The 16971-nt window shown below is 38.0% G+C and carries 16 protein-coding genes; 7 read left to right on the top strand and 9 right to left on the bottom strand.

Annotated elements, in window-relative coordinates; all coding sequences use genetic code 11:
• Positions 1-12: 12 nt before the first annotated feature.
• Positions 13-1671, bottom strand: coding sequence for a GAF domain-containing sensor histidine kinase (locus EHQ70_RS01335; RefSeq protein WP_135583185.1), 1659 nt, complete (start codon positions 1669-1671; stop codon positions 13-15).
• A 186-nt stretch (positions 1672-1857) separates the two neighbouring features.
• On the opposite strand from EHQ70_RS01335, the gene gap reads away from it, so the two are divergent.
• From gap to EHQ70_RS01300, 7 genes are read left to right on the top strand one after another with little or no spacing between them, the layout of a single operon-like run.
• Entirely contained in the window at positions 1858-2865 is a 1008-nt protein-coding gene (gap, locus tag EHQ70_RS01330; RefSeq protein WP_135583184.1) for a type I glyceraldehyde-3-phosphate dehydrogenase, read from the top strand.
• A gap of 1 nt (position 2866) precedes the next feature.
• Positions 2867-4057, top strand: a complete 1191-nt coding sequence (locus EHQ70_RS01325; RefSeq protein WP_135583183.1) for a phosphoglycerate kinase — start codon at positions 2867-2869, stop codon at positions 4055-4057.
• Between the two features lies 1 nt (position 4058).
• On the top strand, positions 4059-4808 hold the full coding sequence (gene tpiA / locus EHQ70_RS01320; protein WP_135583182.1) for a triose-phosphate isomerase: 750 nt from the start codon (positions 4059-4061) through the stop codon (positions 4806-4808).
• Positions 4809-4817: 9 nt separating this feature from the next.
• A complete protein-coding gene (gene secG / locus EHQ70_RS01315; protein WP_135583181.1) occupies positions 4818-5150 on the top strand; it encodes a preprotein translocase subunit SecG in 333 nt (110 codons plus the stop codon).
• Positions 5110-5778 carry an LIC_12096 family protein gene (locus EHQ70_RS01310; RefSeq protein WP_135583180.1) on the top strand — a complete coding sequence of 223 codons (669 nt, stop codon included), beginning with the start codon at positions 5110-5112 and terminating at the stop codon, positions 5776-5778. Before secG ends, EHQ70_RS01310 begins: the two co-directional genes overlap by 41 nt.
• A 2-nt stretch (positions 5779-5780) precedes the next feature.
• On the top strand, positions 5781-6926 hold the full coding sequence (locus tag EHQ70_RS01305) for an LIC_12097 family sensor histidine kinase (protein ID WP_135583179.1): 1146 nt from the start codon (positions 5781-5783) through the stop codon (positions 6924-6926).
• Positions 6923-7939, top strand: a complete 1017-nt coding sequence (locus EHQ70_RS01300) for a response regulator transcription factor (protein ID WP_135583178.1) — start codon at positions 6923-6925, stop codon at positions 7937-7939. The genes EHQ70_RS01305 and EHQ70_RS01300 overlap by 4 nt, the downstream gene beginning before the upstream one ends.
• 86 nt (positions 7940-8025) lie before the next feature.
• Here the strand turns inward: EHQ70_RS01300 and EHQ70_RS01295 are convergent, their stop codons facing one another.
• The 8 genes from EHQ70_RS01295 to EHQ70_RS01260 are packed head-to-tail and all read right to left on the bottom strand — an operon-like array spanning position 8026 to position 16970.
• Positions 8026-9093, bottom strand: a complete 1068-nt coding sequence (locus EHQ70_RS01295) for a hypothetical protein (RefSeq protein ID WP_135583177.1) — start codon at positions 9091-9093, stop codon at positions 8026-8028.
• Position 9094: 1 nt separating this feature from the next.
• Complete coding sequence (locus tag EHQ70_RS01290) at positions 9095-10351, bottom strand: nicotinamide-nucleotide amidohydrolase family protein (RefSeq protein ID WP_135583176.1); 1257 nt, start codon at positions 10349-10351, stop codon at positions 9095-9097.
• Positions 10352-10357: 6 nt separating this feature from the next.
• Positions 10358-12133 carry an arginine--tRNA ligase gene (gene argS, locus EHQ70_RS01285; RefSeq protein WP_135583175.1) on the bottom strand — a complete coding sequence of 592 codons (1776 nt, stop codon included), beginning with the start codon at positions 12131-12133 and terminating at the stop codon, positions 10358-10360.
• Position 12134: 1 nt separating this feature from the next.
• Positions 12135-12389, bottom strand: a complete 255-nt coding sequence (locus tag EHQ70_RS01280) for a hypothetical protein (RefSeq protein ID WP_167481682.1) — start codon at positions 12387-12389, stop codon at positions 12135-12137.
• The gene (recO, locus tag EHQ70_RS01275; RefSeq protein WP_135583174.1) at positions 12386-13135 is read right to left on the bottom strand and encodes a DNA repair protein RecO; all 750 of its coding nucleotides are present in this window, start codon (positions 13133-13135) and stop codon (positions 12386-12388) included. The genes EHQ70_RS01280 and recO overlap by 4 nt, the downstream gene beginning before the upstream one ends.
• The gene (gene ybeY, locus EHQ70_RS01270; RefSeq protein WP_135583173.1) at positions 13136-13603 is read right to left on the bottom strand and encodes an rRNA maturation RNase YbeY; all 468 of its coding nucleotides are present in this window, start codon (positions 13601-13603) and stop codon (positions 13136-13138) included. It abuts the gene before it with no gap.
• Positions 13600-15966: an HD family phosphohydrolase gene (locus tag EHQ70_RS01265; RefSeq protein WP_135583172.1), complete on the bottom strand. Its 2367-nt coding sequence runs from the start codon at positions 15964-15966 to the stop codon at positions 13600-13602. Before EHQ70_RS01265 ends, ybeY begins: the two co-directional genes overlap by 4 nt.
• On the bottom strand, positions 15963-16970 hold the full coding sequence (locus tag EHQ70_RS01260) for a PhoH family protein (protein ID WP_135583171.1): 1008 nt from the start codon (positions 16968-16970) through the stop codon (positions 15963-15965). The genes EHQ70_RS01265 and EHQ70_RS01260 overlap by 4 nt, the downstream gene beginning before the upstream one ends.
• Position 16971: the final 1 nt, after the last annotated feature.

The following is a 16971-nucleotide window of genomic DNA, read 5'->3' as shown; positions in this document are numbered from 1 at the left end:
AATAAACGACTATTAGGTTCCAAGTTGCAAAGGCAAATCCACAAAGAATTTTGTTTTCCCAGGTTTCGTTTCAAAGTGGAGCAGACCATTATGCCTTTCCACAATCTTTCTACAAATATCAAGACCAAGCCCGCTCCCTTCCCCAGCAGGTTTGGTAGTAAAAAAAGGCTCAAATACTCGACTTTGTACTTCCAAAGGAATTCCAGAACCAGTATCTTCCACGGTCACTCTTACTTTTTCTTCATAAACTTCTGTTCGAATTCTTAATTCTCCACGGAAGGTCATCGCTTGTAGTCCGTTATAAATTAAGTTTGTCCAGAGATGTAATAACTCTTCTGGATAACCATCAACCAGTGGAATTGGTTCATATTCTTTGATTAGAGTTACATTTCTTTTAAACTGATTTTGATATAGAGTGATTACGGTTTCGATATTCTCTTGAAGATTTGTTTTTACAGGACTGGATGACACTTCAAACCTAGCAAAGTTTTTTAAGGCAAAAGTCATTTTACTGGCACGTTCTACTGCAAGTTGCATAATACTCAAAGATTGAAATACAGAAACTTCTTCCACTAACAAAGAAATGACGGCAAATACATCCGAATCTTGAAACAAAATCTCAAACTCTTCCAGAATATGGAGGTCAAACCCCGAATCAATTAAGTTATAAGAATAGGATTCCGGAATAGTTTTAGATTTCAGCCAGGATTCAATTTCTTTTCTCCGCCTCATCCTTTCCTTTCCAGAAACCATCTCCACTCTCGACTTCAAAATATCCAAACAACTAAGAAATAATTTTTGTTTTTCGGAACTCGGAATAAGGTCTCTCAGTTCCTTTTGAAAAAGTGAAATTTCGGATTCAAAGAGAGTTTCTTTTAAGTTCTGTGCAGAAGCATTAATGGCAGCAATCGGATTATTGATTTCGTGAGCAATCCCCGCAACGAGTTGGCCAAGGCTTGCCATCTTCTCAGAGAGGATAAGTTGGGCTTGGGTTTTTTTAAGACTAGTAATGGTTACTTCCAACTCTGCATTAGTTTTTTTAAGATTCTTCGTCCTTTCTTCGACTAACCTTTCCAAACTTTCATTTAAGTCCCTTAGTTCTTTTTCACGAGCCTGCAATTCTTTGTTGATTTCATTTTTTCGAAAATTACTAACAGTGAGTGCAATTTGGTCTCCCAGTTGGCTACAAAAAATAATTTCATCTTCTTCCCAAGTATGAGTTTTCCCCACATGTTCAAAACAAATGGTTCCAATTAGTTCCTCACCCATACGAATGACACCATCTAACATTGCGGTGATTCCATTCGGTTTTAAGTAAGATTCAATAAATCCTTTGGTTCTTGGATCAGTATATGGATCATTTGCATCCACATATTTTTCCGATAACAGGTATTGGAACTCTTCCCGAAATTCCACTTCCTTAAGAACAGCCCCTGAGTTATGTATTCCCTTGCTTAAAAAATAAGAATCTATATTGTGTAATTCGTCTTTGGTTTCATTAAACAACCAAACTCCGACTCTTTCAATTCTGAGAAAACTAGAGACAAGCTCTGTGACAAATGCTGCAAATACAAGGATCTCTCCAGAACGAATCGCTGGATGGGAGGAGACTTCGGCCAAAATTTTTTGTTCGGCCCGCGCCCGGTTTAGCTCTTTTTCTAAGCCTTTCATGGGTTTTTAGAATCCTATTCGACGGATTCTACCGGCAATTCTTGCCAAACAAGGTAGGAAATTCTCAATTTCTTAAGGGTTCTATACGTACTTCCCTCTTAAAATGAGTGACAGAGACCCCGAATTCGAAATTCTGTAATTAAAAAATCGTTTCATCTCTCGATACGAGCCTTTTAGGAGAAACTCATGGTAAAAATCGCAATCAATGGTTTTGGTCGCATTGGACGACTTGTACTTCGATCCGGAATCAAAGATCCCAATTTAGAATTTGTCGCAATCAACGACCTTGTTACACCGGACAACCTTTCTTATCTTTTCAAATATGACTCCACTCACGGTCGTTTTGACGGTGAAGTTTCTCACACAGACAACGAAATCATTATCGATGGCAAAAAAGTAAAAACCTTCTCAGAAAGAGATCCAGAAAAACTCCCATGGAAAGAACTTGGAGTGGACTTCGTGATTGAATCTACTGGTCTTTTCACTGACCGAGTGGGTGCCGAAAAACACATCAAAGCAGGTGCCAAAAAAGTGGTGATCTCTGCTCCCGCAAAAGACAAAGACATCCCTACTTTTGTAATGGGTGTGAATCACGAAAAATACGATTCTGGAAAAGACAATGTCGTCTCTAACGCATCTTGTACAACAAACTGCCTAGCTCCGATCACAAAAGTGGTTCTTGACAACTTTGGAATCGTAGAAGGACTCATGACTACCATCCACGCGATGACAGCAACCCAACCAACCGTTGACGGTCCTTCTAAAAAAGACTTCCGTGGTGGACGTGGTGCCGCTCAAAACATCATCCCAGCGTCGACTGGTGCTGCAAAAGCAGTAGGGCTTTGTATCCCAGAAGTAAACGGAAAACTTACTGGTATGAGTTTCCGAGTTCCGACTCCAGACGTATCCGTTGTGGACTTAACCGTTCGCACAGAAAAACCAACATCACTCGCTGAAATCAAAAAGAAAATGAAAGAAGCAAGTGAAGGTTCCATGAAAGGAATCCTTGGTTATACAGAAGATATGGTGGTTTCAAACGACTTCCTCGGAGACATTCGTTCTTCTATTTTTGATGCCGATGCTTGTATTGAACTTAGCTCTACTTTCTTCAAACTCGTATCTTGGTATGACAATGAAATGGGATACTCTAACCGAGTTCTCGACCTAGTTCGTTACATGGCAAAAAAAGGCTAAGATGAAATTACCTCTTCTAGAAGAACAAAATCTAAAAGGAAAACGAGTCTTTGTTCGTGTGGACTTCAATGTCCCTGTGGAAAACGGAAAAGCTACGGACAAAACTCGGATCGAAAAAACCCTCCCGACTTTGGAGTTACTCATTTCCAAAGGGGCAAAGATCATTCTTGGAAGTCACTTAGGTCGCCCAAAAGGTGGCCCTGAGGCAAAATATTCCATGAAACCAGTGTTTGATGTTCTCTCCACACTCGTTAAAACCAAAGTCAGTTTTTCTGACTCGGTGATTGGTGCCCCTGTAGTGAAACTTTCAAACGAACTGGGCGAAGGGGAAATCCTCCTTTTAGAAAACCTTCGTTTCCATAAGGAAGAAGAGGAAAATGAGGCCGGTTTCTGTAAGGAACTGGCCAAGTTAGCTGATGTCTATGTCAACGATGCCTTTGGAACCGCACACCGCGCCCACGCTTCTACGGAAGGTGTGGCTCACCTACTCCCTGCCTTTGCAGGACTTCTCATGAGAAAGGAAATTGAAGTACTCAGTGGACTTCTCGCAAGACCGGAACGTCCTTTTGTGGCGATTGTTGGTGGTTCCAAAGTCAGTTCTAAATTTGCAATTTTAAAGAACCTTCTCGAGAAGGTAGACCACCTACTCATTGGTGGAGGGATGGCTTATACCTTTCTCAAATCCAGAGCGGTTCCCGTAGGTAAGTCCCTTGTGGAACCAGACTTTGAATCCCAAGCCTTCCAACTGATTGACAGAGCCGGAATCCAAGGGGTCGACCTCCAAATTCCGGTAGACCATATCATTGCCGATAATTTTGATCCTAATGCCAAAACCAAGTCTGTTGATAAAATGGGAATCATTGACGGTTGGATGGGAATGGACATTGGCCCGAAAACTGTAGATAATTACATCAAAGCCATCAAAGAAGCGAAAACCATCCTTTGGAATGGGCCGATGGGAGTGTTTGAGATGGACAAGTTCTCGAAAGGAACCATTGAGATCGCCAAAGCCATCAGTAAATCCAAGGCCAAAACCGTTGTGGGTGGTGGCGATTCCATTGCTGCCGTAAACAAGGCGGGTGTGGCAGACAAAATCACTCATATTTCCACAGGTGGTGGTGCTTCCTTAGAATTTTTAGAAGGACGCACTCTTCCTGGTGTACAATGTTTACTCCCTAAGGAAGAAAAATAAGATGAGAAAGAAAATCATTGCTGGAAACTGGAAAATGAATCTGACATTGGCGGAAGCTGTGACCATCACCAAAGGTTTGGTATCTGCGAGTGACTCGTCTGCTCATGAGGTAATGATTTTCCCAAGCGCTTTGCATTTGGAATCTGTTGCGAATCTTGCCAAAGGATCCAAACTCATTGTGGGTGCGCAGAACGCTTATCAGTCGGGACTCACTGCGATGACGGGAGAAATTTCTCCTACCCAACTGGCAGAACTGGGAATCCAAACGGTTCTTGTTGGTCATTCCGAAAGACGCCAATTCCTTGGGGAAACTTCCGAATTTGACAACCAAAAGATTTTATACTTTTTGAAAGCGGGTCTTCGCGTTGTTTATTGTGTAGGAGAAACTTGGGCAGAAAGAGAAAAAGGAAACACCTTTGCTGTGTTAGAAGACCAAATCAAAAAAGGTCTAAAAGACATTACAAGCGACCTATTTTCAAAACTTGTGATTGCTTATGAACCAGTTTGGGCCATTGGAACCGGAAAGGTAGCAACACCGGTAGAGGCTGAAGAAGCACATGCCTTTATTCGTAAGGAAATTGGAAATTTATTTGTGGGTGCTTCTGCAATTGCAGAAACAATTCAAATTCTTTATGGTGGTTCGGTAAAACCGGACAATATCAAAGAATTACTCGCCAAACCAAATATAGACGGTGGCCTCGTAGGAGGAGCCAGTCAAAAATTAGAATCATTTTTAGGACTTTTAAAATAAGGAAACAATATGGGATTTTTTGCAGGAACCATCCTCACACTTTTTATTCTACTCTCAGTTTTTCTCATCCTTCTTGTCATGATCCAAACCGGAAAAGGCGGGAGTGCAGGAATGTTAGGTGGATCTACCGCTAGCCAATCGGTTTTCGGTGCATCAACTGCCGACGTAATGACAAAAACAACAAGAGTTGCGGCAATTCTATTTATCGTTCTTTCTCTGGCTCTTTCCTTTGTTTTCGCAAAAAAAGACGAAGTGTTAGTACCTGATTTAGAACCAAGTTTAGAAACTCCGGTAGAAACTGATGGAACACCTTCCGAAGTACCGGCTCCTACTACTCCTTAATTTATTCTTCTGGACTGCCGGTCTTTTTCCAGAGACCGGTATTTCCGAAAAAGAAAATAGATTAGATAAGGAAATCCTCAGCCTTTACCGAGACATCGCTAAAGCTAGGGATCTTCTGTCCTACGAAAACCTAACATCTCTTCCTGCCAACACGACTATTAGTTTTATTGGAACCTATCCTAACAGAACTGGAATCCGGATTCGCAAATACAAAATAGATCCAGACCCACAAAACAAAAACAAAATCAAACATTCGGAAGAAAAATCGATTTTACTCGAGTTTAATGGTTCTGTTCTTTCCCGAGTGGAAGTTTTGGTAGTTACAGAAGATACAGAAATCGAACAAAAAACAAAAACTAAAATTTCAGATACTTCACCTTTGGATGAATCCTTAAATGACATGGTAATTAGTTTTTCTGGACTCGATGGGTCGGATAGTTTTCCACTTTCTTCTCTTCGTAATGATGAAATCAAACAAGAACGAAATGATTTTAAAAAAGACTTTTATATCAAATTTCTTTTAGATTTTCATAGCCAATTAGCTTCTATCATCGCCTTACAAAAAACTGGTGGGAACAAAAATCAAAAGTCTATGTTCAAACAATTAAACCAGTCCTTGGGGTATTGATTGTGCCTGAGAATTCACAAAATGGTGATTCTGCATCCGTAGAAAAGGTTGCGGAAAAAGCTCGTGAACTGGAAGCCATTTACGATGTGGTCCAAGACCCACTGGTTCTGATTGATTCTGATTTTAATATCCAAAGAGCCAATCTCGCTACCATTCTATTTGCCAAAAATAACAAGTATGATGAACTTCTTGATCGAAAGTGTTATGAAGTTTTATACCAACGAACAGACATTTGTCCCTATTGTCCCAAAATTAACGTAAAGTCTAAAGACAAAAATCAAACCTATTCCACTCCAATCACGAGAGAGATTTTTTTTCGCTCAGAGGATAAAAAACAAACTCTTCTTTTAGAATTTTATCCTTACCCCAAGCAGGAAGACCTTTTTTGGATGGTGGAAAAAATCTCTGACGTTACCAAACAAAGAGAAAAAGAGGAAGAATCCTTTCGGATGCGTAACCTTGCCTCTCTTGGGATTTTAATATCCGGAATTGCACATGAATTAAACAATCCACTAACAGGAATTAGTTTAACCCTCCAAAACCTAAAGGCAAACTGGCAAAACCAACCTCCCGAACAAATCGAAAAACGATTGGATATGATCAAAAATGATATCTCTAGGGCTGCAATCATTGTTTCCGATATCATCTCTTTTGCCAAAACAGATAAAGTAAAAGTCACACTGGGTGATATTGTCGAAACAATCAACCGTGCAAAAGATACGGTCATCCGACTTTATCCTCACTTAAGTAAGAATATCGTATGGCGAATTTCATGTGATTACGATTACCAATTCCCCTTCCACCCAGGAAAGATGGAACGTTTATTTATGAATTTGTTTCGAAACTCACTCCAAGCATTTGATTATAGGCCTGGTGAAATTTCCATAGAACTCCGAAAAACTAAAAACTGGCTTCATATCATTGTCGAAGATAATGCTGGAGGAATTCCAGACACCATTGTCCAAAAGATATTTGATCCATTTTTTACGAGTAATAAATCCGGGACAGGAACAGGACTTGGACTTTCCATCTGTCACTCCATCGTCAAAGAACATGACGGAAATATTTCTGTTAAATCCAGTGAACAAAAAACTCGTTTTACCATTTCCTTTCCACTCACCAATGATATCACGGAGCAAAATCCATGAAAAAATCAATTCTGATTGTTGAAGACATTCATTCCATTCGCGAAGCGATTATGGATTTACTAAGCACAAAGTTCAATGTTTTTGGAGCAGAACATTTTGAAGAAGCAGTTTGGTATTTGACCAACGAAAAAATAGATTTAACCATTACTGACATTCGTCTCCCAGGAAAATCAGGAATCGATTTGGTCAACCTCATCCAAAAAGAATTCCCACATATATTATATGCACTCATGACAGCGTATAATATTAACGAATATATAAAATATGCGAAAGACCTACATATTTGGAATATCATACCTAAATATAGTTTTTTAGATATCCATCTCATCGAAGTGATGGTAGAAAAGTTACTTTCCAACGATATATTTGGAATTGAAAAATACTTTTCGAATGACTTTAAAGTAAATATCCAAAACATCAATAGTGAATTTGAAGAAGCACCAAACAATGGAATCATTTACAAACAGATCAAATCGGACCAAGATCGTTCGATACTTTGTGGAAAAATTTCCAAAAACTTAATCCAACTAGGTGCTCCGAAGGCCATCCAACAAGTGTTAGAAGAGCTTACCTCAAATGCTATGATCAGAGCTCCCCGCACCCATGAAGGGGAATACAAATACCAATTTGAAATTCCAAGTCATGATATGGTAGTTCCACTCGACAATATACAACTTATGCCTGATGATTATTTTTTGATCGGGTATGGTGCCACGGAAAGTACAATTTTTATTGTGGTTCGTGACCAGTTTGGATCACTACGAAAAGAAGAAATTTTACATAGGCTTGACCGTCATATCAGCATTGACGATTCTACTGGTTTTCCAAAAGGTTTGGAAGATAGTCATGGCCGTGGTCTTTATATCTGTCGCGAGATTTCAGACCAACTCATCTTTAATATCGAACCTGGAGTTTGTACGGAAACCATTGCCATGATCAACCGAGAAGGAAGGACTGGTTTCAAGTCACTTTCCATTTATGAAGTGGATCCAAAATCCAAATCAAATTCTTAAATATTAAATAGAATGTTCTGCGAAAGCGTCCGTAACCCCCACAGAACAAGAGTTAATTAAAAATTAGCAATTTTAAACTCGCAAAATCAAAAAATTTGAAATTGCATCAAATCAGATTTGGATTGCATATAAAAAACTGAATTAACTTTTCCTGGAAAAAAACGAATTGGTAACTCTGATGGTGGAATTCGTTTGGAACGAATCAAATTTCCCTTAGTATTATAGAACTGAATTTCTGATTCCGATAGTACTGCATAAATCGAATCTGTTGCAAATATGGACTGGTAAACTCCACCTGTTTTCTGTTTTGTTTTTTCCCAAACCAATTTTCCATCTTGATAGAAAGTGATTGAGTCTGGTAAGTTGAAAATGATAGAACCATCATTCCCTGTAACAAAATAAAGTTTGTGAGGATAAAATTTTGGTAATGCAAACTCCTCAACCGGTTCACCTTTCTCATCTAAAACTAAAACAAAATCATTGTTTAATAATGAATAATGAACTGATGAAAACCTTCCGTCCGGAGAAATAGAAACAGATTTAAAAAAAGAATCTTTTTTGTCTTTGGAAAGATCTATCTCAAAAATGACATTGCCTTTTTCATCCAAACGATAGATTTCTCCGCCTGAAAATAAAACAATCACACCTTTGTTTTTAGAATCAAATTGATAATCAGTAAGGAATCTTCCGTTCAATTCAGATTTACCCACTCGGTTCCCGCTTTCATCCATCAAAAAAACTGTGTTGTTATCACCTGACAAATACAATACAGGAGAAGCAAAGTATCCACTTCTTGGATAAGAGTTGATTGGTTTTTTCCAAAACAATTCCCCCGTATCTGAGAAAAAATTTACCTCATCTCCAATTTTCTCATACAATAAATAACCATTCGATAACAAAGGAAAGTCGACTAAATACTTAGGATCCATTTCAGGAAACTTACCCGTTCGAAAGGAATAGTATCTTCCTCCTGTTTTGTATCCATTAATGGTTTTTAAGGGATCTTCACCTATTTTAGGTGAGGTGGTTCCAAACCTACCCTCGCTGTTCCATACCCAAGTTTCCCTAATGTTCGGAACTAAATTTAAATCAACATCCCAACTAAAAAAGAATAATAGAAAAAAACCTATGGAATATACAATCGTTTGTAACATCTTAAACGTTCCTTTGTTTTAATGATTGGTATAATAAAAATAGAGCTGTATTACTTGCATTTTCTCTGATACTTTCTCTGTTTCCTGGAAAAATATAAGAATGAGTTTCGATCGATCCCTCAGGTGATTTGATCCCAATCCAAACCATACCAACTGGTTTTTCATCCGTTCCGCCATCTGGGCCCGCAATTCCTGTGATCGAAATACAATAATCTGCTTTGGTTTTTTCAGATATCCCTTTTGCCATAGCAGTTGCTGTTTCCTTACTCACAGCTCCAAACTGATTTAAAGTATCCTCTGGAACACCGAGTAAAGATTCTTTCAACTCATTGGAATAGGTCAAAAACCCACCAACAAAATAAGAACTAGAACCGGGAGAGTCAGTTAGTTTTTTCCCAAGAAGGCCACCCGTACAACTTTCTCCTACCGCAATTGTAAGTTTTTTAGAAATTAATTCTTCGTGAACAAAGGTGAATACATCATCGGAAATAATTTTCGGATACTGGTTTTCTAACTCAGCGACCACCTTTTCTAATTTTTTAGAATCGAGGGATTGAAAAATACACTTAATATAACCCCTGTTTGCTGTGACACCCCATTCTACACCAGAAAAAAGTCTATCCCGATGGGCTTCGACAAAATCTTTTTGGTAAAGTGATTCACCAATATTCCATAACCATTTGGTTTTTTGGACTAAGTTTTCTCGTGGGTAAATTCTTTTTAGTTCTGGGGTTAACCTTCGTGCGAACATCTCCTTCATTTCTGAAGGAACACCTGGCATACAAACCAAATATGAATCTACTCCGATAGGTTCCACAAATCCAACAGCAATCCCAACATGATTGTCTAAAGTTTTGCAATCTTCTGGAACATGTGTTTGGCGCATTACGGTAGGAAGGATATCACTATATTGTTTTCCACGAGATTCATAAATTCTTTGTAAACGGATCTTTGCTTTTTCAACAGAGTAAGATTTTTTTCCACTGAGTTTTAAAACGGTTTCTAAAGTATAATCATCTTCAGTTGGGCCAAGACCACCGGTCATCAGAACTAAAACAGGTTTTGATTCTGCCAATTGTTTTAAAGTTTTTAATTCAGAAAGGATCAGTTCTGGATCATCAGGCAAAGCAATAAACTTTTTCACCTTCCAACCTAATTCGAACAATTGGTTTGCCATCCAACCAGAGTTAGTATCTAAACTCCTTCCGGCTGTAATTTCAGAACCGGTGGAAATGATGACAATATATGGTGCTTCCATATTTTTTTAAGTCTCTTCTTTTGACATCTTTTCGGGAGCAGAAATTCCAAGAAGTGCCAATCCACTTTCCAAAGCGAACTTTGTATATAGAACAAGCGCCAATAGAGTATCTCTTTCCTGGCCTACTTTGTCTTTGATACGGTTGTCTTTTTGTGAATAAAACTTAGTAAAAGACTTACTCAAAGATTGTAGATAGTTTGTAAGTCTGTGTGGTTCGAAACTAGTTGCTGTATCGTAAACTTCTTCTTGAAGTCTCGCAACCCAAAATAACAACCGAGTTCGTTCCTCTTGTTTCAAAAATTCCACAGAAATTTCTGACTCTAAAAGTTTTAAATCCATAGGAACTTGTAATTCACGAAAGATAGAACAAATTCTCGCATGTGCATATTGAATGTAAAAAACGGGGTTTTTATCCGATTCATCTTTGGCCAAATCCAAATCAAAATCAAGAGGGGCATCGGAACTTCTCATAAGGAAAAAATAACGGCCGACGTCTCGACCTTGTTTTCCCAAATAAGAGAGAAGATCACGCATTGTTTGGAAAATTCCCAAACGTTTGCTCATCTTTACCTTTTCTTTGTTTTCAATTAAGTTTACCTGTTGGGCAATCAGTACTCGAAAACTTTCATCTGTTTTCCCAAAAGACTTCACGGCTCCTTTCAAACGAGCAATGTATCCGTAGTGGTCAGGTCCCCAAATATCAATCAGCGTATCAAATCCTCGTGTGAATTTATTATAATGATAAGCAATATCAGCCATCAAATACGTTGGACGACCATCTTCTCTTCGGATCACACGATCTTTATCATCACCATAGAGAGTGGAGAGAAAGTGGAGTTTCCCATCGATTGTGGCTACATCTTCTTTTTTTAAAATCGTTGGAACCTTTTCCACGTCCCCAGCTTCATGTAGACTACGTTCACTAAAAAACAAATCAAAGTTCACACCAAAAAGTGCTAAATCTTCCTTTTGACGACTCAAGTTGTATTCTACTGCATAAAGAGAAAGAAAGTTTATCACATCATCCCATTTTTCTGCAGACACAGAATCAAATACAAATTTAGTTCTTTTATCATCTTCCAAACATTGACTGGCAATGTCTTTAATGTATTCCCCTCGATAACTTTCCTTAGGTAGAATTCTTTTTTTGATTAAATTTATAACTGATTCATCCGACTCTTCTTCTTGGAATTGGATCGTCTCTCCCTTCGATTCGAAAATACGAAGTAAAACAGCTACTCCAAGTAAATAAACTTGATTGCCATAATCATTTACATAAAACTCTCGTTTGACGGTATGTCCGAGACTTGATAACAAATTTGCCAACGCATCTCCGTAAGCTGCTGACCTGGCAGAAACAATATTCATAGGACCGGTTGGGTTGGCTGAAACAAATTCGAGTAGTATCTTTTCTTTTTTTGGTGTTTCAGCAAATGACACATGAGGGGTCATAACAGAAGTTACATATTTATTTAAAAACTGAGTTTGGATTCTGAAATTAATAAACCCCGGCGGTGAAAAACTAACAAATTCAAAAAAAGAATTATTTTGAATCTCTGATAAAACTGCTTCCGCAATTTCTTTTGGATTTTTATTTAGAATATTTTTATTTTCTAAGGCAAATGGCGACGAATAATCTCCAAATTTTTCATCTCGTGAATATTCGATTCTTATTTTTAAATTCTCTTTAACAGAAGTAAGGTTATTTTTTTCTAAATAGATATCGACCGCTTTCTCTAATTCAGAAAGAACAAGTTGTTTCAATAATTGATTTGCATTCATTCTAGTATTTGATTTCCATCTTTAATTTGTCTGAATTTTGCCAAAGTTCAAAACTTCTGGCTTTGAACCTGGATACAAAATGGGGAATACTTTCTTTTTCTTCCCGGAGGGTAATTTGGAAGGATTCAGACTTACCCTTTTCCAAACTAGATTTTTCTGTCTTTCGAAAGTTCTCACCCTTCAGAAGGAGTTGAAACAATGCAAAAAATACGGAAAAAGTCATACAAAGTAAAATGGTCTTTGTAATTGAATTCATAAGTACCCTATTGTTTTATAAAACTCAAAATATGATTTTAACTCTTTCCCAAATAGAGAACGGAGGAACTGATTCAAAATTAAATCCCCATCCCTATAATCAGATTCTCGAGGAAAGATTCCCAAAACATTCGAAAATTTCTTTGATAACATAGTATGAAATAGTTTCAAAACAGGCAAATGATCTTTAGGAATAGGATGGCAATCGGAACATAAAAATTCACGATCAGCCACCGAAAAGTAAGCTGCTTGTTTGGAAAGAACCTCTTCGCCGCAAGTATGACAATAAAATTCTGTCGGGAAATGGCCCATATGAGACAGAGCTCGCAATTTAAAAAAAGGAAGGATTTGTTTTTGAAATCCCTTTTCATTGGATGTATCCAAACTACCAGATAAAAGTTGAAAAAGAAACGGATGACTCTCTCCTTCTGGATAAAGAAAGGATGTTAGTTCCGTTACATACAAAACAAACAAAGTTCCTAAATAATCTGATTTTAATTCATCATATCGATTGACTAAATGAACTTCCTTAATCGACTTCCAATCTTTTTCCGCCTGATCATAATAATCAACTTCCACAAGAGAACCAATTTCTGTGGTAATTATGGCTCGTCTTTTAGACTTACGAATTCCTTTGCTTAGAAAATTCATCCTCACTTGCGACTCACCAGCCAAACTAATCAGTCTATCACTGTCACCAATATCACGACTCTGAATGACAATCCCCTTTTCCTTTCGAATTGCCATCTAACGTTCAAACACCAGTTCCAAACACTCGTCTTCTTTTCTACGCATTTGAATAGCATCTTCTTCATTAGTTTCATGATCATAACCAAACAGATGTAATATACCGTGAACAAGAAGACGATAGAACTCATCAACAAGGGAATGTCCGATTTCCTTTGCCTGATCACGACAAGTATCCATTGAAATAACAACTTCACCCAAAATTTGAAATGGGATAGGAGGTGATTCCGAATACAATGGAAAGGATAAAACATCTGTAGTTTTATCAAAACCTCTTCTTTCCAAATTGATTTCTCGCATCAAATCATCATCAACAAGGAGAATCGAAAGTTCTAAGGCTTGCAGAAAATTGGGGCTTAAAAATTTAAGAATGAGTTCAGAATTTTCTAAAACCAACTCAGGACGGATTTCGGTGTCACCACCCCACTGGCCATTCAAGTGGGTCAGCACACTAAGAGAGGAATTCATTTTTTAATTTTTTTGGAACCAGCAACTTCCAAAGCTTTAGTATCTTCTGGTTTTGGGTATTTAGGTCTTTGATGTAAACTAGAGAGTAATACTTCTTTAAAACTAGATTTGATAATTTCTAAATCTCCAATGGTAAGTCCACTTTCGTCCAATTGATTCTCAGCAAGTTTTGAATTTACAATTTTACGAATGAGTTCATCCAAACTTTCTTGCGATACCTCATCTAACGAACGAGAGGCAGCTTCAAGTGAATCGGCAATCATAACAATTCCCGTTTCTTTACTTTGAGGTTTTGGTCCTGGGTATTGAAAATCTTTTTTGTTTATATTTTTTCTAGCCGAAGGAGAAATTTCCTGCAGAGCTTTATGATAAAAAAATGCCATAGTTGAGGTGCCGTGGTGTTCAGGAATAAAACTAATAATTTCCCGAGGTAACCTTGCCTTTTTTGCCATTTCAATCCCATCTAACACGTGATCAATGACTGTTTTCGCAGCAAGAGCCGGATTGTTTTTATCGATATGTTCTGGTTTCGGAATTAAATGTTGGTTTTCGACAAAAAACCCTGCATTCGGTATTTTTCCAATATCATGGAAATATACACCTACCCTTACAAGAAGCCGATCTAAGTTTAAATTCTGCGCCGCTCGTTCTGATAAAGCTGCTACCATAAATGTATGTGTGTAGGTAGAAGGAGCTTTGGTTAACAATTGTTGCAGGAGTGGATGACCCGTGTCCGCAAGTTCAATCAGTTTGAAACGTGTAGGAATATTAAATATATATTCATACATTGGTAACAAAAACTGAACCGCAGTGGCACTGGCAAAACCATTCACAAAGCACATTACTGTGATTCGGAACAAATTGGAATTGGTTAGATCGCGAAAAAAACCAGAACCAGTTGAAACATAAAACTCCCTCCCATCAAACAAATAACCAGCAGTTGTGATTAGAATTTGAACAAAGGTAAGAAGGAACCCAGCTTTTAAAAAATCGATTCGTTTGAGTAGCCGCCTTCCATAAATAGAACTCATGACGGCTACTGTAAAGGCCAACATAAAGGAAGTTGGATTGTATCGAGATGCAAAAAACACAGCAAATGCTAAGAAAAATCCAATGGCAATGGAGAGTTGTTCATCGTAAACAAAACCAAGTAGCAAACACAACATTCCCACAGGAACAAACATTCCAAAATAATATACACCCGACAAATCACTGTCAGTTGCATAAAAAACCTTTGAAAGTAAATAAATAGACGCAATGACTATCCAAAGCGTAAAAAAGATGATGAGATTACTCGAAAGGTCATTCAACCTGTTTGGTCGGTAACGGATCAGGTAAAACCCAACAATCACAATCAATACACATTGAGTCAAAAAAATTGAAACAATTGATGCCAAGTTTGCACGAGTTGCATACCGGTTCATCATATCTAATTTTAGTTTTACTTCTGGAGTGATCACATCTCCAGAACGAACGATTACTTCATTTGCCTGGATACGACTCTTTTGGATGGGAATCGAATTTGCGGCTCGCATTCGAGCATTTTCTGTTTCTTCTGCATTGTAATTACAAGCAGGATAAGAATACACATAATAAAGTCCAATACGAGAGACTGCTTTTAATAAAGATTCAGAAACATTCGGCAATTTCTCAGAGGCTAACTTTGATAATACGGATGCAACAGGTCCTTCTTTATAAATCTGAGACCTAGGAATGACTAAGTTTCCATCGATAATGGATGTTTGGTCTTGGGTTCCGATGTTTCGAATTTTTGCCCCTGCCCGATCCAAATCTTTGATAAAAGGTAAATCTTCTTTGACGATACAATACTTAGAAAAAATCAAATTGGTATATTGTTCGATAAAATTCTTGAGTTTATCTTTCCGTGGGTAATCCAGAATGGCTTGGATTTCTTCATTGGTTCGATTGCGCCATCTTGGGATTCTATCTTTTACAATGGCGGGTGTTCCCTTCCCTTCTGCTAAAATCGAACGTAAGAGTTCTACATCCTCAGAAAGGTTGGTATCAATGCCTGCGACTAAAATTCCAAAGTCTTTATCGAAAGCAAAAGGAACATTCGAAACTGCTTTTAGTTTTTCCCCATTTGTTTTTTCAGAATCTTCATAGGAAAATTCTTTTACCGATTGGATCGTTTCAGGGGCAATTTTTCCTTCTGAAAACAATCCATCCGGATCTGTATCTACTTTTGTTTGTCCAAAAAATGGGATGGAAAGTACATAGGTGACAAACAATAAAGTTAGAAAAACCAGAATAATTTGGATGTTTCTGACAACAGAAACCGGCCTCACTCTCGTTAGAAAGTCAGTTAGTTGCGTCATGGAGGAATCTAATATTGCTTTCATGGTTTTTTAGTAAATAGACTTTCGTTCTCTTCGAATCGTCTTACAATAGATTCGACGATCGGGTGGCGTGTAATATCTTCTCTACCAAAGAAAATCGTCTCAATTCCATTTAGATTTCTTAAGGTATACACCGTTTTTTCAAGGCCAGAACGTCCGTGAGCTAAATCAATTTGTGTGGCATCCCCAGAGATTGCCATTTTAGAATTTTTACCAAACCTTGTGAGAAACATTTTTAATTGAGGCAAAGTACAGTTCTGCGCTTCATCTAAAATAATAAAGGAATGAGAGAGAGTCCTTCCTCTCATAAAAGCAATGGGAGCAATTTCAATTTTACCCACTTGTAAGTATTCGCTGGTTTTTTCAAAACCAATACATTCGTGTAACGCATCATAGATGGGACGAAGATAGGGATTCACTTTTTGTGTTAAGTCGCCTGGAAGAAAACCTAAGTTCTCACCTGCTTCGACTGCAGGCCTTGTGAGGATAAGCCTATCCACTTCTCCTGTTTGCATCATACGACAAGCAGTGGCTATGGATAAAAAAGTTTTACCGGTTCCGGCAGGGCCCATGGCAATGGTGATGTAGTTTTTATGAAGGCTATCTACAAAACTTTCCTGGTTTTTTGTACGAGGAAAGATGGGTTTTCCTTTGAAGGTAACAAAGATTTTATCTCTTGGAGTCCAAGTTTCTCCTTCCTTTTGGAAGTCAGAAGAACCAGGGGTTGGCCAACCACCGCTAGAATCCTTTACCTTACCTACTAAGTAATCAATATCAAAAAAAGAGTAATCGGCCTTGTCCGGTCTACGTTTGAAATTTTCTTCCACCTTATGGAAGGTATCCAAGGCCACTTGGATCTGATCCTCGCTCCCTTGGATGATAAGAGATTTTCCTCTGGGGATGAGTTTTACATTGAGGCGACTTTCCCATAACGGGAGTTTGCTGTCTCCAATCCCACATACCGTTTGGTAGAGGGATTCTTCCTGAAATGTAAAACTTTCATCCATA

Origin of the sequence: Leptospira congkakensis (genome assembly GCF_004770265.1) — a bacterium.
GTDB lineage: Bacteria > Spirochaetota > Leptospiria > Leptospirales > Leptospiraceae > Leptospira_A > Leptospira_A congkakensis.
Note: the sequence above shows the minus strand (reverse complement) of the source record. Positions and strands in the feature narration are given on the sequence as shown.